This window comes from Shewanella sp. (assembly GCF_048265805.1).
GTDB lineage: Bacteria > Pseudomonadota > Gammaproteobacteria > Enterobacterales > Shewanellaceae > Shewanella.
In genome coordinates, this window is the sequence record NZ_JBLXAT010000026.1 from 1 (window position 1) to 14,624 (window position 14,624).

The window sequence follows — 14,624 nt, forward strand, 5'->3', positions numbered from 1 at the left end:
GCAGCGGCGGTAGTTCTAGCTGAGCAGCTCTTAAAAAATGGCTATGCACTGGCGGATTTATGAGGGGATCCTTCAGGACCCTGTATCCGAAGCATCAGGAATGGGAAGACTAACGTCTTCCTGGTCATCAAAGTTAACCGATTCCTGAAAATTGACACCTTGTGAACCCGCGCCTCTGGGATGTCTATTCGCAAAAATGGCGATAAGAATAGTTAATGGAATTAAGGACAAAATAAGCCCTCCGCTTCCAGCAATTTTGTATGCAGCGAACAAAGTAGCCAGCACTATGCTCCATCCAAATATACGTTTCATATTGAATACCTCCGGTCATTCTATGACCAATATTTCATTATTACCTGAAACTGCAAGTCTTCAAAGTATCAAAAAATGATACTGTAAAAAAACACAGTATTTGGCATTGCATATCTGAACTTTCGTGATAGAAAGGAATTGAAACCCTAGTTTTATCGTAGGAGATATGTGATGAAGAACACCAAGAAAAACAAACTGGTCTGGTTCGTTGCCGCCCTCTTTTCCTTGTCTATCGCGTCGCTGATTACGCTTGACGGGGTGGAGCGAAGCGATTGGCTTTACGCGGCAGCTCTTCCAGTAGTGATTGCAGCGTTGTGGATGCAATACCGAAATTTGTTCGCCAATAGCAAGGAAGCCTGACAATGGAGAAAAGCACGGATTATAAATCAGGGTGGCTAGGCCGATGGATAGCTGCACGCCACATGGCCTTGGCTGGCTACATCACCAAAATCATCATGATCGAGACGGGACTGACGTACAAACAGGTACGCAGGTTATATCAGGACATCGAAAACGACGGATACGAGCTGGAGCGCAGATCACGTACCTTCCGTGGCGGGGCCACGCTTATTCACAGTCACACCTCCAAGATTCAGGCGTCACTGCTGATGCAGCTTTACCGCAATATTGGTGGTGAGGACGTAATCAGATCGATTGATATCAAAGCCTTGAACAAGGCATTTCGTATGTATCACGCTATTCGCAAGGAAGTTCCTGGTATGAAAGGAGCTCGATGGGCTCCTTTCGATATCACTGATGCCTGGTGTTTGGCATCTGAGCTCAGATGTGGTGATGCAATGCTTGAGCAGTGCGATAATTGTGAATGCACGTACTTTACCTCGGTCAACCAAAGGACCTGCGTCGAGTGTCCTTTTTGCGTCGCCGATAAGAGTAAAGCCGCGTGATTTTCCGCAATTGGGCAGTTTGGCGTAGGAGGTTTATTACTTCAGCCGAATAGCATAGCTCTCAAGATTTTATTGAGAGCTATGCTATGAGAAACCAAACACTCTTCATGAGAATAGTGGCCTTGCTGCTGACGGTCACAATCTCGATGCTGCCGATCCATACATACGCCACCGACGGTCAGAATCCGGATATTTCCTCTGTTGGGAAAGAAGCTCAGACCTTTGGGCAGGACCTAGCCAATTCGTTCAGAGCCAACTCGGGTTCGGTCCAAAACGGCACGATCTCGATGCCGACGCTGAAAGACGGTCAATTCCAGATGAATGGTGGAAGCCAGATCAATGTGAATGACCTGTTTCCTGGCACCAGCGGTGGTGACGGTCAACCCGATAGCTACTATTTCCCGGATGCCAACAAACCCGATGTTGACATGCTCCAGGGTATTTATGATTCCGGCGACGATATGGACGACGTGGGCAACAGCGCCAAGGGGGCTCTTTGGTCCGACGCGAATAGCGCCGATCCATCCATCTCAGGCGCTGCCTACAAAGTACTCCTCGATGCAGCTAACCGCTCACGTCCAGATTTCAGTAAGGACCCGATACTGAACTTGAGCAAAAAGACCTACGAGGACATGGACCTCATTGCTGATGGGTTTGGAGATTGCTCTGCCGAAACAACCATCAGCCAGAACGATATCAATACTCATGTTCCTGAGTATGAGCGATGCCAGCGCGTTGTTGACCAAAGCGCTGATTGCGAAGTGGTTCATGATTACGATGCCTCTGTAGTGAAGCACTATGACGGTCCATACAACCTCAAGTCTTGTGGCGAAGGATGTACAGAGCTCTGGATTGGTAAAGTCGGGGATGACTATTGGGCAGGTAACTGCAAAATCTATGAGGAATACACCCGTGTCCAGGTAAGCAACCCGGACGCCATCGTTTCCGCGACGCTTGAATATGTGAAGTGGGACGACTATATGCAGGTTTGGGTCGGTAAATCCGGCCAAGAGGCTAAGGTGTGGTCCGGCCCGAATGGAAACTTCCCTCCTGAAACTGTTGGTAAATGTGAGCTTTCCACGAGCTGGGAGCGGAACCCAAATGTTGATGTCACACCCTATTTCAAGAATGTGAAAGATGGTGATGTCGTTACATTCAAGATCCGGGTTTCAGTAACCGGGGAAGGTGAAGGCTATGGCCGCATTAAGCTCCGTTATGACCCATCCAAAGCCATTACCAAGGATGAATGGTCTCCGCAGAGCTGTATGGATTCTGCCAAGGGCGTAGCCGACGGATTTGCTCAAGGGGAAATTACCTGCATTGATAACCCGACCGATACTACCGGCTGCACTGTTATCAATGGCATCAAGGTTTGTGAATCACAACTCAAGCCGTCACCCCTGCCAGGCATTCCAAAGCTCTGCAAAAAGGTGCGGGTCAAAGCTGACTACGACTTCTACAAAGGGCAAATGGACTGCTGGACCGATCCCCAGGGGGAAACTCATTGCCCGGTCAACTCGGGCGGTAATCTCAATAGCTGTACTGAATTCGAGAATAACCTGCAGTGCGGTTTTATCAGCTCTAAGTGCGTGGATGGGGCCGAGGGCGCATCCGGCACCTGCTATGTGCATGAAGATACCTACGATTGCGGCTCCGATGTGGCTGTGCCAACGCTCGAAAAGGAGACCGAGTACCAGTGTGGAGGGCCTATCCGCTGCATGGGGGATGATTGTCTCGATGTGTCAAAGACCCAAAGCACTGACTTTGCCCGTGCCACAGCTCTTCTCAATGCGGCTCAGTTTATGACCCAGGATATGAGCTGTACTGGACAAGATGGGGACAAGAATCCAACTGGTGATGAGAACGTCGTATGTTCAGCATTCGCAGGGGAGGCAGGTGAATGCAAAATAGCTGTAGGAGGTGTATCTGATTGCTGCGAGAAGCCATCTAACATTTCGCTAGCCGACTACCTTAACCTGATCATGGCAGTACCAAAGCTGGACGGTGCAGTGATGGGCCTACAGAACGGTAATTCAATCAAAGGCGCTTACCAGATCCTGCGTGAGCCCGTCTTACAAGGCTGGACCGAAATAACCAAACCTTTCACCAGCTATATCGAGAATATCTCCGGCGCAGTTGATTCCTTCTATCAACCGGTAGAGCAGGTTATTGATGAATTGATGGACCAACTGACCGAGCAGGTTAAAGAGGTCATGGCGGACATCATGAAAGGACTTGGGCAGGATGCTGCCACTCAGGAGGCGGCTGCCGGAGGCGCTGGTAAGATGGCTCAGGAAGGAATGATGGAAAGCGCTGCCACTTGGCTGAGCACAGCGATGACAATCTATACGGTCTATGTCGTGGCGATGGTCATGATCCAGATGGTTTACAAATGCGAGGAGGATGAGTTCACCATGAACGCCAAGAGGGCTCTCAAGAACTGCTCCTATGTTGGCTCGTACTGCAAGTCGAAAGTTCTTGGTGCTTGTGTCGAGAAGCGAGAGGCATACTGCTGCTTCAACTCGCCCTTGTCTCGTATCATCCAAGAGCAAGTTCGGCCTCAACTGGGTCAGTCCTTTGGTGATCCGAAGAACCCTCAGTGTGGTGGCATCCCGTTGGACAAAATAGCAGAGATCGACTGGAGCAAGGTGAACCTAGATGAGTGGCTTGGCATTCTGCAACAGAACGGCAAGTTTCCGGACCCGAGTTCGCTAAACCTCGACAGCCTTACCGGCAACGGTAGCGACTTCAACATTGACGGTAGTCGTAAGAATACCAAGGAGAGAACACTGGAACGCTTGAACGGCATCGACGTCGATAAGGCACGGCGCGACTTGGCGTCCGAGATCTTTCCAGACTGGGATGGTAAGCAGTAGTTTGCTGTGTCGGAGGGGCCTGGAACTTTCACATGTGAAAGTTCCAGGCAGAAAGATAAGGCAAGTTTTCTTACTTTTACACCCCAAAAGGGCAACTTGAGCGCTCTGCTTTAAGCCCTAACAGATTAAGAATATCCCCATCGTATTAGCAATATCCAAGAAGATGGGAATTTCGAATGAACAGCTCACAAAATATCAATATTGGTTTAGACCATACCAACGCAGAGTTACGGCTCCTTACTATCCGAGAAGTAACTGACTTGCTCCAGATTTCTCATGTCACCCTCAATCGCCTTTCAAAAAAAGGCGACTTTCCTCGCCCGGTAAGAGTGTCTCGCCAAGTTCGTTACAGAGCCACAGAAGTTCGGGACTGGATACAGAAGAACCAGCATTAAAACAACAAACCCGGCACTGGGCCGGGTCTGGTAAGCGGTTGTTGAATGCTGATGAGTTGGCGCTCCGCAAAGCATTCAGCACATGGCTTGGGAAGCCAATGCGTATAAATAATGTACGCCATAAGTTAGCTATCTGCAACCTTGCTCGCTGGGAATTCCAGTTCAAGGTGACTTTCGACTTCCCGTGGCCGCTCAGAATCAAGCGAAGGGAAGGGTACATTGAAAGTAGCAGTTTCCACTGCCGATTCCGGTCGGTATTTTCAACAAGGTACGGCACTCCACCGGATTTTATCGGAAGCACCATACTTACCGCGATGCAGTGACAATAAGACGGCTGCCAGGATCAGGCCCCGCGAGTATGCCATCCGCTATCCCTATATGCAGGTCAATCGTCCTGGCATGGTTTCCTGGTTGGTCTTCGACCTCGATCACTCCAACCCGTTAATCTGGGAGGACGAAGGACTCCCCGCTCCCAATATCATCGTCAGTAACCGCAAGAATGGTCACCCGCACCTTTATTACGCCATTCCCCCTGTTTGCACAACCGAAAACGCCCGCTCCAAGCCTATCGCCTTCATGAAAGCCGTATACGAGGCTATGGCGGCCCGATTGTGCGCTGATCCGTCCTACAGCGGTCCGGTCGCAAAAACACCGGGGCATCCGTGGTGGAATACCTGGGAGATCCACCATTCAATCTATGATCTGGGCGAACTGGCCGATTACGTTGATTTGGCTGTTAAGCCCTTGTGGAGCTCTGGCCCCAACCTTGATGCCGTGGCGCACTCACGGCATTGCCTGTTGTTCGAAGAGCTGCGTTTCTACGCTTATTCAATCGTCAACCGTGAACGTGAGCAGGGGAACTTTGGTTCCTTTAACCGGCTGTTGGAAGCCTACGCCTTTAATAAGAACAATTTCAGGCTTCGTGGCTTTGACATGAATCTAACAGCAGCACAGGTCAAAGCCACGGTCAAAAGCGTCGCCAGATGGACGTGGGACCGCTATACCGGCTCCAGTCGATGCCATCGGGGGATGATGCGACTTGATAGCTCCCTACCGCTGCGAGAACGTCAGAGATTGTCGGCCAAGCGTACTCATGAGGTTCGCCAGAAGTCCACGGAATCACGGATACGGGCTGCTTGCAGGCAGTTATTGCAACAGGGCTTGAAGCTTACTCAAACAGCCATAGCAAAGCTCGCCAAGCTATCCAGACAAACGGTGGCCAAGTATCGCCATATCTGCAACGAAGTCTCCGAAAGCTCAACGAATGTCATCAGCTTAGATGAGGTTGTTATGGCCCCCAAAGCTGTTAAGCATGGTGTACATCAGATACCTGCCCCCCGCAGGGGCCAACAAGAATCGTCCCACCTCGGTGGTGATTTGAAGTCAGATGACGCCAAAACTAGGGATGTTCATTCCGAAGACCTCTCAACCAGGCCCGTTGATTGGCCTTTAAAAGAATAAGCAAAACTTTCACATGTGAAAGTTCCAGAAAGTAAGCCGAGTTGTCCAAAAAGGGCACTTTCAGAGCGGAGGTTTCTCAACGGGCACCCATAAAATTGCAGTCATTGAGAGGGTTGCCAATGAAGTAGGTATGCGATGACAGCACAAGAAAGCGAACTGTTACAAAACTTGAGGAATGAGATGGCAGAGATAAAAATGTTGCTAGCTCAGGTTGTTGAGAATGCTGGGAGTGACGGCAATAAGTCGAGCTTACCACCGTCTGATAAAGAGTATCTGACTGTTGATGAGGCGGCGGCTTACATTGGAGCCAAACGTTCCTACATCTACCGTTTGACTCATGAAAAACGAGTATCGTTTACTAAACCGGGAGGGAATAGAGTTCTAATTAAACGATCAGACCTTCAGGCGTGGCTTGAAACGAACAGAGTGAAGTCCCAAGATGAAATTCATCAAGATGTTGCAGCCTATATTACAGGCTCTCGTCGTGGCCGCAGAGCATCCTAAGGGTTTGCTTGCTGACCACAGTGAGGGCAACAAGATCCAAATTCTTTTGCTTGTTCTTCAAAGATATCGGGAAAGCTCCTCATTGCTGTTACTCTGCGGCTTTCGAGAATATCTGCATAAATTTCAGTTGTTCTTAGCTCTGAGTGTCCAAGAAGCCGAGAGAGAGAATAAATATCAACACCACGGTTAAGTTGGGCTACAGCAAAGGTATGCCTACCAGCATGAAAAGTAACGTGTTTGGTTATGCCTGCTCTCATAGCCCATTGCAATAGAGCCACATTCATATAGCTATTGTACTTTAGGCCAACAAAGACTCGATCATCAGGCCCTTCCTTATTTTGAATATTTAGAAGCGTAACCGCTGAATCTGGCAAATCCAGATATACAAGAGAATTGCCTCCGTTCTTGAGTTTTTGCTGGTCAAATATAATTCGATAATGACCGGGTTCGAATTCCTCTATTTCACTCCAAGTAAGCTTATTGATGTCGCTCCATCTCAAGCCTGTCGTGCAGCTAAAAAGAAACGCCCGCTTCAAAACATCATAGCGACACTCTGCCTTTGTCATTGCCCGAACTTCATCTAGAGTGAGATAGGTTCGTTTCGTATTTTCCGCCTTGACACTTTTTACCCGCTGGACAGGGTTATCTCTGATGATGCCTTCTCGGTATGCTTCATTCAGGGCGGCTCTGACTTTGTTGAAATAACTAGAGGCAGTGTTTTTGGCAAGTTTGGATTTAGATTTCGTTAGAGGTTCTTCCAGAAGATATTTCCTAAACCCTTCCAAGAATTTTTTATCAATTTCCTCAAAAGTAAGTTCCGCTCTCCCATGGTAGCTTCGAAGATGTTTGCCCGCTGAAACCCAAATTGAATAGTTTGAGGTGCTTCCTGACTCCTTGGTGGAAGTCAATCTGTCGTAGTACTCGTAAAAGCTCGAAGCAAGCTTTACCCGGTCTTCAAGTTGGAACTTGTTGGCGTGAGATTCAACCAGCCTGGCTGACCGCGCAGCCTCGGCCTGACGCAACATCTCTTTATTATGCTGGCGTTCTGCTTGAGTCTTTGGGCTCTGATAGACATAGAGCTCTAACGGCTCGTAGTCGCGCTTTGGTCTTTTTTTGCCATCTTCCCCTTCAACAACACCGTAGTAGTACACCAGTCTAAGTTGCTGAAGCCCTTTCGAGTTAGGATTACGCTTGTTTACTGATACCTTCATCTCCGCTCCTTTTTGCTCCCATTACTCCAAAATTCTAACCTGGGAGTAAATAGGGATCAATTTTTAGCAAAGAGGAGCAAAAGCATGTGAAATGCAGTAAAACCGCTTCGCAACAAAAAATGAATAATCATCATTAAAAACAATTAGTTATTTTGATGTGTTTTGAAGGGTTTTACCACATTTCTCTGATTGATGAGCTACTTCACTTCCCGATACAGAATGAGCTAAAGATGCGACCCAGCAGGTCGTCAGAGGTAAACTGGCCAGTGATCTCGCTCAATGCCTCTTGGGTTAAGCGTAATTCTTCAGCTAGCAGTTCGCCGGCTTGGAACACTTCCAACTGCTCTTTACCGAGCGCGAGATGTTCGCTGGCAGTTTGCAGCGCATCGAGGTGTCGACGGCGAGCGATAAAGCTCCCTTCGGTACTGCTATTAAAGCCCATGAGCTGTTTTAGATGCTGTTTTAGCTCCGCCACGCCAGCGCTAGTTTTCGCAGAAATACGGTACACTGGATAGCCTTGTTCTGTGCTGTTAGCTACCACTTCACCAGTGAGATCGGCTTTATTGCGTACGACCGTAATGCCAAGCTTTGCTGGTAGACGATCAACAAAGTCAGGCCAAATCTCTTTCGGATTAACCGCATCTGTATCGGTACCATCCACCATAAATAGAACCCGATCAGCATTGGCTATTTCGGCCCATGCGCGTTCAATACCTATTTTCTCTACGGCATCGTCGGTATTGCGTAGCCCGGCGGTATCAATGATGTGTAGCGGCATGCCATCAATATGAATATGCTCGCGCAGCACGTCGCGGGTAGTGCCCGCAATTTCGGTAACAATAGCGGATTCTTTACCTGCCAAGGCGTTAAGCAGACTCGACTTACCCGCATTGGGGCGGCCAGCAATGACCACTTTCATTCCCTCGCGGATCAATGAGCCTTGTTGTGCGCTTTGCTGTACTTCGCCGAGCTTAGCTATGATGCGATATAGGGCGTTGGCAATTTTGCCATCAGAGAGAAAGTCGACTTCTTCGTCTGGAAAGTCTATGGCAGCTTCGACGTAGAGGCGCAGATTAGTGACTTGTTCTACCAACTGATGCACTTCGTTGGAGAACTCACCTTGCAGGGACATTAGCGCGCTTTTAGCTGCTTGTTCACTACTGGCTTCAATCAAGTCGGCAATGGCTTCGGCTTGAGCGAGGTCGAGCTTATCGTTCAAAAAAGCTTGTTCGCTGAATTCCCCAGGGCGTGCCATACGGATACCGTCGACGTTTAATACGGCGCGCAGCAACATATCCATCACGACTTGACCACCATGCCCCTGAAGCTCCAATACGTCTTCACCGGTGAATGAGTTTGGCGCTTTAAAAAACAGTGCGATACCTTGGTCTATCACACTACCATCGGCGGCTTTAAACTCACAGTAATCGGCGTAACGAATTTTAGGCACTTTGCCCAGTAATGCCTGTGCCGCTTGCGTTGCAAGCTCACCAGATACACGAATAATGCCTACACCGCCTTTACCGGGAGCGGTAGCTTGCGCAACGATAGTATCGATAGCCACGGTATATTCCTTACGTTTAACAATATAAAAAGGCGGCTGATGGGCCGCCTTATAATTTAGCTAACAAAGCCGTTTTACTTCAGGCCTTTTTTCTCAAGACCGGCGTAAATAATCTTCTGTGACACGATGTTCACAATGTTACCTACCAACCAGTACAGTACCAGACCTGCTGGGAACCACAGGAAGAAGAAACCGAAGATAACAGGCATGTATTGCATCATCTTGGCTTGCATTGGGTCCATGGTTGGTGACATCGGTTGCAGCTTCTGCATGATGTACATGGTGATACCGTTCAAAATCGGCAGCACGTAGTATGGGTCTTGTACTGACAAGTCATGGATCCAGAAGATGAATGGTGCATGACGCAGTTCAACACTTTCCATCAATACCCAGTACAAGGCGAAGAAGATCGGCATCTGCAATACGATTGGCAGACAGCCACCCATAGGGTTTACTTTCTCTTTCTTGTAAAGTTCCATCATCGCCTGACCCATCTTTTGGCGGTCATCGCCAAAGCGGTCTTTCAGCTCCTGCATCTTAGGTTGCAGGTTGCGCATTTTCGCCATTGAAGTGTATTGCGCTTTGGTCAATGGGAACAGAATACCGCGCACGGTAAAGGTGATTAGGATAATTGCCAGACCCCAGTTACCCACAAATGAATGGAAGAACATCATCAGTTGGTAAATAGGTACTGCTAACCACCACAGCACGCCGTAATCCACCACCAAGTTCAGTGTTGGTGATAATTCTGACAGTGCAGCTTGGTCTTTTGGGCCGACATAAAAATCGGCACCGACAGTTTTGGTTTCACCTGGGGCAACAGTTTTTACTGTACCTTGGAAACCAATGGTCGCAATCGATGGACCATCTTTGGATGTCACTAAGGTGTTGTTTTCATCAGCTGGTGGTACCCAAGCAGACACAAAGTAGTGTTGCAGCATGGCAACCCAGCCACCTTGAGTGTTCTCACTGAGGTTTTTCTTGCTGATATCATCAAAGTCATACTTTTCGTAGCGTGTATCAGTGGTAGAGAACGCGGCACCACGATAAGTCGGCATCATCATGTGGCTGTCAGACTCTTTAATGGTCTGCGCAATGTTAGCCGACATCTGAATTTGCAGTGGCTCTGCCGAGGTGTTGTTGATGCGATAATCAACCCGCACATCAAATTTACCTTTGGTGAAGGTAAACACTTTGGTATAGGTCACGCCGTTAGCCGCCACAAAAGTTAATGGCACTTCGAGTTTATCTTGGCCGTCAACTAAGCTGTATTGCTGCTTCTCTGCTGCATAAGCGGCACGCTTAGTATCTGAATCAATACCGTTTTGACCGATCAGGCGGCTCTGGGCGATGTAACTGAAATCAGGTTTCTGTTCCAGCAACACAAACGGCTCATCTTTATTGAGTTCCAGTTTGTGAGAGACCAGCGCTGCACGCACAATATCGCCACCCACTGGGTTGATCAGCACATCCAACTGGTCAGTGGTTACATGGATCAACTCTTTAGAAGCGGCAACTTGATTGTCAGAAGCATTTGCTGCAGTCGTATCAACGTTACTATTCGCAGCTGCTTGTTGCTGTGTTGAAGTCGCCACTGCAGGTTCTGTTACTGCTGGCTTGGGTGCATGATCTGCCTCCCACTGGTTCCAAATTAAATAGCTCACCAGTAGCAGGGCGATAAGCAATATATTGCGTTGAGATTCCATAGCCTATTTATTACACCTATTGTTTTTAGGAGGTACGGGGTCATTGCCGCCCGAATTTAAGGGGTGACATTTTATAATGCGTTTGATGGATAACCAACTCCCTTTAAGCGCACCGTGAAGTTGAACAGCTTCAATTGCATAATGAGAGCAACTTGGATAAAAACGACAACGCTGCCCAAGTAATGGACTGATAAACATTTGATAGCCTCGAATGAGGCTAATGATCACCCATTGAAACGGCGACTTAACTTGCGCCATAGCTTATCCACCAAGGTTCTGAGCTGAGCATTGTCCAGCTCCAGCACTCCACCCCGTACCAGCACCACGATATCAATATCTGGCATTGCATGCTGATTCTGGCGAAAACTTTCGCGAATAATGCGTTTAACTCGGTTGCGTTGATTAGCTCTTTTTACATGGCGTTTCGCCACAGTCAAGCCAATTCTAGGATGGGGCAAGCCGTTAGGAATCGCCAGCAGAGTTATTTCCGCTGATGAGGCTTTTTTAGGGTCGGTAAAAACTGATTTGAATTGTGCGGGAGTTAACAAACGTAACTCCCGCGAAAAGGTGTAACTTGTCACCTATGTCTACTCTACTTAATTAAGCAGACAGACGAGCGCGACCTTTAGCACGGCGACGAGCTAGTACCTTGCGGCCGTTAGCTGTAGCCATGCGTGCGCGGAAGCCGTGAGAACGCTTGCGCTTCAGGTTGCTTGGTTGAAAAGTACGTTTACTCATGATGGCAATCCGTCTTCATAGTTAGTTAATTTCCCTGAATCCGGAGATACAGGTGCAAAAAAGAGGCCGAATTGTAATCACTTTAATACTGTGCGTCAACAATGCGGCTTCACTTTGCAGCGAATTAAATCGCTGCAAACGATATTGATTTTGTTTTAACACTATAGAGTGTGGATAACTTTGTGTATTTACCACAAGATATAGTACTGAATTCCACAATAACAAGATCGCTGGGCGCGCATTATAGATCAATGTCGATCGCTTAATAAAGTGGGATTTTTCATAGATTCTTTACCCCAAGATCCAGTATGATCGCCGCAGATCAAAATAGATGCAGATCGACGATCAGCTTGGGGATAACATTTTTGTCCATGCCTGGTTATTCAGATCTTGCCTTATAATTCGCACCCTCAGGGCTAAATATTGGGGATAAATTGGTGACAGTTTCTCTTTGGCAGCAATGCATTGGCAGATTGCAGGATGAGCTCTCTGCACAGCATTTCAGTATGTGGATTCGACCTCTCCAAGCAGAGATGGATGGTGAAACACTGGTGTTGTATGCGCCAAATCGTTTCGTACTCGATTGGGTACGCGACAAATACCTCAATATGATCAACCAGTTTTTCACTGAGCAATTGGGCACAGATGCGCCGAAGTTACGCTTTGATATTGGTAGCCGTCCTGTTGCTAAACCTATTGCCCCCGCGGCACCTAGTGCCAGTACGGTGACTCGCACCAAAAATACCGCCGCCAAAGCTGCGATGCCTGCGTCATTGTCTTTCGCTGATGATGAACCTGTTGTTGAACATGGCTACCGTAGCAATATCAATCCGACATATCAGTTTGATAACTTCGTTGAAGGTAAATCGAACCAGTTGGGTAAGGCTGCGGCACTGCAAGTGTCTGAAAACCCTGGCGGTGCTTACAATCCACTGTTCCTCTATGGCGGTACCGGCTTAGGTAAAACCCACTTATTACATGCGGTAGGCAATGGCATTTTAAAAAATAAGCCTAACGCCAAAGTGGTGTATATGCATTCAGAGCGCTTTGTGCAAGACATGGTAAAAGCGCTACAAAACAACGCTATTGAAGATTTCAAACGCTACTACCGTAGCGTGGACGCGTTGTTTATCGATGATATTCAATTTTTTGCCAATAAAGATCGTTCTCAAGAAGAGTTCTTCCACACCTTTAATGCGTTGTTGGAAGGTAATCATCAGATCATCCTGACGTCTGATCGTTATCCAAAAGAGATCGACGGTGTTGAAGATCGTCTTAAGTCGCGTTTCGGCTGGGGTTTAACCGTGGCTATTGAGCCGCCGGAGTTGGAAACCCGCGTGGCAATTTTGATGCGTAAGGCGCTGGAGAACGGTATTACCTTACCTGATGAGGTGGCGTTCTTTATTGCTAAACGTTTACGTTCTAACGTGCGTGAGTTAGAAGGGGCATTAAACCGTGTTATTGCTAATGCAAATTTCACCGGTCGACCAATTACTATCGATTTTGTGCGCGAAGCGTTACGTGACCTCTTGGCTCTGCAAGAAAAATTAGTCACTATAGATAACATTCAGAAAACTGTGGCTGAATACTACAAGATTAAGATGGCTGACATGCTATCTAAGCGCCGCTCCCGCAGTGTTGCCCGGCCACGGCAAATGGCAATGGCGTTGTCTAAGGAATTGACCAACCAAAGTCTGCCAGAGATCGGCGATGCCTTCGGTGGTCGAGATCATACAACGGTGCTTCATGCTTGCCGCAAAATTGCACAGCTGCGTGAAGAAAGCCACGACATCAAAGAAGATTATGCGAACTTGATCAGAACCTTATCTTCTTAAATCAGGGATCTACACAATGAAATTTACTATTGAAAGGGATGAGTTGCTCAAACCGTTGCAGCTCGTATCAGGTGCAGTTGAAAGACGACACAATTTACCCATTCTCTCTAATGTTCTTGTGGAAGTAAGCGGTCACTCACTTAAGCTGACCGGTACTGATTTAGAAGTTGAATTAGTCGGTTCTGCCGCTGTATCTGGTGATATTCAAGAAGGGCGCACGACGGTGCCCGCCAAGAAGCTGCTCGACATCGTTAAATCCCTGCCTGAGCACACCGAAGTTAACGTTGAACAGCAAGAGAACAAATGGCTGTTACGTTGTGGTCGCAGTCGTTTCTCATTGGCAACATTACCTGCCGAAGAATATCCCAACGTTGAGAGTTTTGCGCCAAATATTGAGTTCAGCCTGAGCCAAGGGTTATTGAAATCGCTGATTGAGTCGACCCAATTCTCCATGGCTAACCAAGACGTGCGCTATTACCTCAATGGTTTGTTGTTTGAAACCGAGGGGAGTGTGTTGCGTGCGGTGGCAACTGATGGTCATCGTTTGGCGTTAAGTCACCGTTCTATTGAGGCGCAATTGCCTGAAAATCAGGTGATCGTGCCACGTAAAGGTGTGGTGGAGTTATCTCGTTTGCTGGATAGCGATGATCAAACTATCGCGTTAGCTATTGGTGAGAATGCCATTCGCGCTACCACTGAAAGTGCTGTCTTGACCAGTAAACTGGTTGATGGTCGTTTCCCTGATTATCGCCGTGTTTTGCCCAAAGGTGGCGATAAAGTGGTGATTGCCAGCCGTAACTCGTTGAAACAGTCATTAACGCGCGCCTCGATTCTTTCCAATGAAAAATTCCGTGGTGTACGCATTCAACTTTCTGACTCGCTGTTAAAAATCAATGCCAACAATCCAGAGCAGGAAGAAGCGGAAGAGATTGTTGATGTTGAATACGTTGGGCCTGCGTTGGAGATCGGCTTTAACGTCTCTTACTTGTTAGACGTGCTCAACAGCCTTAAATCAGACGATGTGCGTATTACCTTGTCTGATGGCAACTCCAGTGCGCTGATTGAGAACCACGTAGAGGAAGATTCTATGTACGTGGTCATGCCGATGCGGTTATAG

Annotated in this window: 15 protein-coding genes; 8 read left to right on the forward strand and 7 right to left on the reverse strand. The window is 47.9% G+C overall.

What is annotated here, in order from left to right; translation table 11 throughout:
• Positions 1–72: 72 nt before the first annotated feature.
• On the reverse strand, positions 73–312 hold the full coding sequence (locus tag ACN0TT_RS16045) for a hypothetical protein (protein ID WP_417763157.1): 240 nt from the start codon (positions 310–312) through the stop codon (positions 73–75).
• Between the two features lie 171 nt (positions 313–483).
• On the opposite strand from ACN0TT_RS16045, the gene ACN0TT_RS16050 reads away from it, so the two are divergent.
• From ACN0TT_RS16050 to ACN0TT_RS16075, 6 genes are all read left to right on the forward strand, one after another.
• Entirely contained in the window at positions 484–672 is a 189-nt protein-coding gene (locus ACN0TT_RS16050) for a hypothetical protein (RefSeq protein ID WP_209036156.1), read from the forward strand.
• Between the two features lie 2 nt (positions 673–674).
• The gene (locus ACN0TT_RS16055; protein ID WP_040552118.1) at positions 675–1,217 is read left to right on the forward strand and encodes a FlhC family transcriptional regulator; all 543 of its coding nucleotides are present in this window, start codon (positions 675–677) and stop codon (positions 1,215–1,217) included.
• Positions 1,218–1,303: 86 nt separating this feature from the next.
• Positions 1,304–4,093 (forward strand): conjugal transfer mating pair stabilization protein TraN, encoded by a 2,790-nt coding sequence (gene traN, locus ACN0TT_RS16060; protein ID WP_417763158.1) that lies wholly within the window; start codon positions 1,304–1,306, stop codon positions 4,091–4,093.
• 176 nt (positions 4,094–4,269) lie between these two features.
• Positions 4,270–4,488: a helix-turn-helix transcriptional regulator gene (locus ACN0TT_RS16065; protein WP_080341940.1), complete on the forward strand. Its 219-nt coding sequence runs from the start codon at positions 4,270–4,272 to the stop codon at positions 4,486–4,488.
• A gap of 219 nt (positions 4,489–4,707) precedes the next feature.
• The gene (locus ACN0TT_RS16070; RefSeq protein ID WP_417763159.1) at positions 4,708–5,949 is read left to right on the forward strand and encodes a replication initiation protein; all 1,242 of its coding nucleotides are present in this window, start codon (positions 4,708–4,710) and stop codon (positions 5,947–5,949) included.
• A 135-nt stretch (positions 5,950–6,084) separates the two neighbouring features.
• Positions 6,085–6,453: a helix-turn-helix domain-containing protein gene (locus tag ACN0TT_RS16075; RefSeq protein ID WP_040552116.1), complete on the forward strand. Its 369-nt coding sequence runs from the start codon at positions 6,085–6,087 to the stop codon at positions 6,451–6,453.
• Here ACN0TT_RS16075 and ACN0TT_RS16080 read toward each other — a convergent pair.
• From ACN0TT_RS16080 to rpmH, 6 genes are all read right to left on the reverse strand, one after another.
• Positions 6,450–7,664 carry a site-specific integrase gene (locus ACN0TT_RS16080; RefSeq protein ID WP_000868888.1) on the reverse strand — a complete coding sequence of 405 codons (1,215 nt, stop codon included), beginning with the start codon at positions 7,662–7,664 and terminating at the stop codon, positions 6,450–6,452. The two genes, ACN0TT_RS16075 and ACN0TT_RS16080, sit on opposite strands and share 4 nt — an antisense overlap.
• Positions 7,665–7,866: 202 nt before the next feature.
• On the reverse strand, positions 7,867–9,228 hold the full coding sequence (gene mnmE, locus ACN0TT_RS16085) for a tRNA uridine-5-carboxymethylaminomethyl(34) synthesis GTPase MnmE (RefSeq protein ID WP_417763160.1): 1,362 nt from the start codon (positions 9,226–9,228) through the stop codon (positions 7,867–7,869).
• 74 nt (positions 9,229–9,302) lie between these two features.
• A complete protein-coding gene (gene yidC / locus ACN0TT_RS16090) occupies positions 9,303–10,934 on the reverse strand; it encodes a membrane protein insertase YidC (RefSeq protein ID WP_417763161.1) in 1,632 nt (543 codons plus the stop codon).
• Between the two features lie 3 nt (positions 10,935–10,937).
• On the reverse strand, positions 10,938–11,192 hold the full coding sequence (yidD, locus tag ACN0TT_RS16095) for a membrane protein insertion efficiency factor YidD (RefSeq protein WP_417763162.1): 255 nt from the start codon (positions 11,190–11,192) through the stop codon (positions 10,938–10,940).
• The gene (gene rnpA / locus ACN0TT_RS16100) at positions 11,159–11,515 is read right to left on the reverse strand and encodes a ribonuclease P protein component (protein WP_417763163.1); all 357 of its coding nucleotides are present in this window, start codon (positions 11,513–11,515) and stop codon (positions 11,159–11,161) included. The genes yidD and rnpA overlap by 34 nt, the downstream gene beginning before the upstream one ends.
• A gap of 19 nt (positions 11,516–11,534) precedes the next feature.
• Complete coding sequence (gene rpmH / locus ACN0TT_RS16105) at positions 11,535–11,672, reverse strand: 50S ribosomal protein L34 (RefSeq protein ID WP_011758135.1); 138 nt, start codon at positions 11,670–11,672, stop codon at positions 11,535–11,537.
• A gap of 437 nt (positions 11,673–12,109) precedes the next feature.
• Between rpmH and dnaA the strand changes: the two genes are divergently transcribed.
• Together dnaA and dnaN are read left to right on the forward strand one after the other, a co-directional pair.
• On the forward strand, positions 12,110–13,507 hold the full coding sequence (gene dnaA / locus ACN0TT_RS16110) for a chromosomal replication initiator protein DnaA (RefSeq protein ID WP_417763164.1): 1,398 nt from the start codon (positions 12,110–12,112) through the stop codon (positions 13,505–13,507).
• A 16-nt stretch (positions 13,508–13,523) separates the two neighbouring features.
• A complete protein-coding gene (gene dnaN / locus ACN0TT_RS16115) occupies positions 13,524–14,624 on the forward strand; it encodes a DNA polymerase III subunit beta (RefSeq protein ID WP_417763165.1) in 1,101 nt (366 codons plus the stop codon).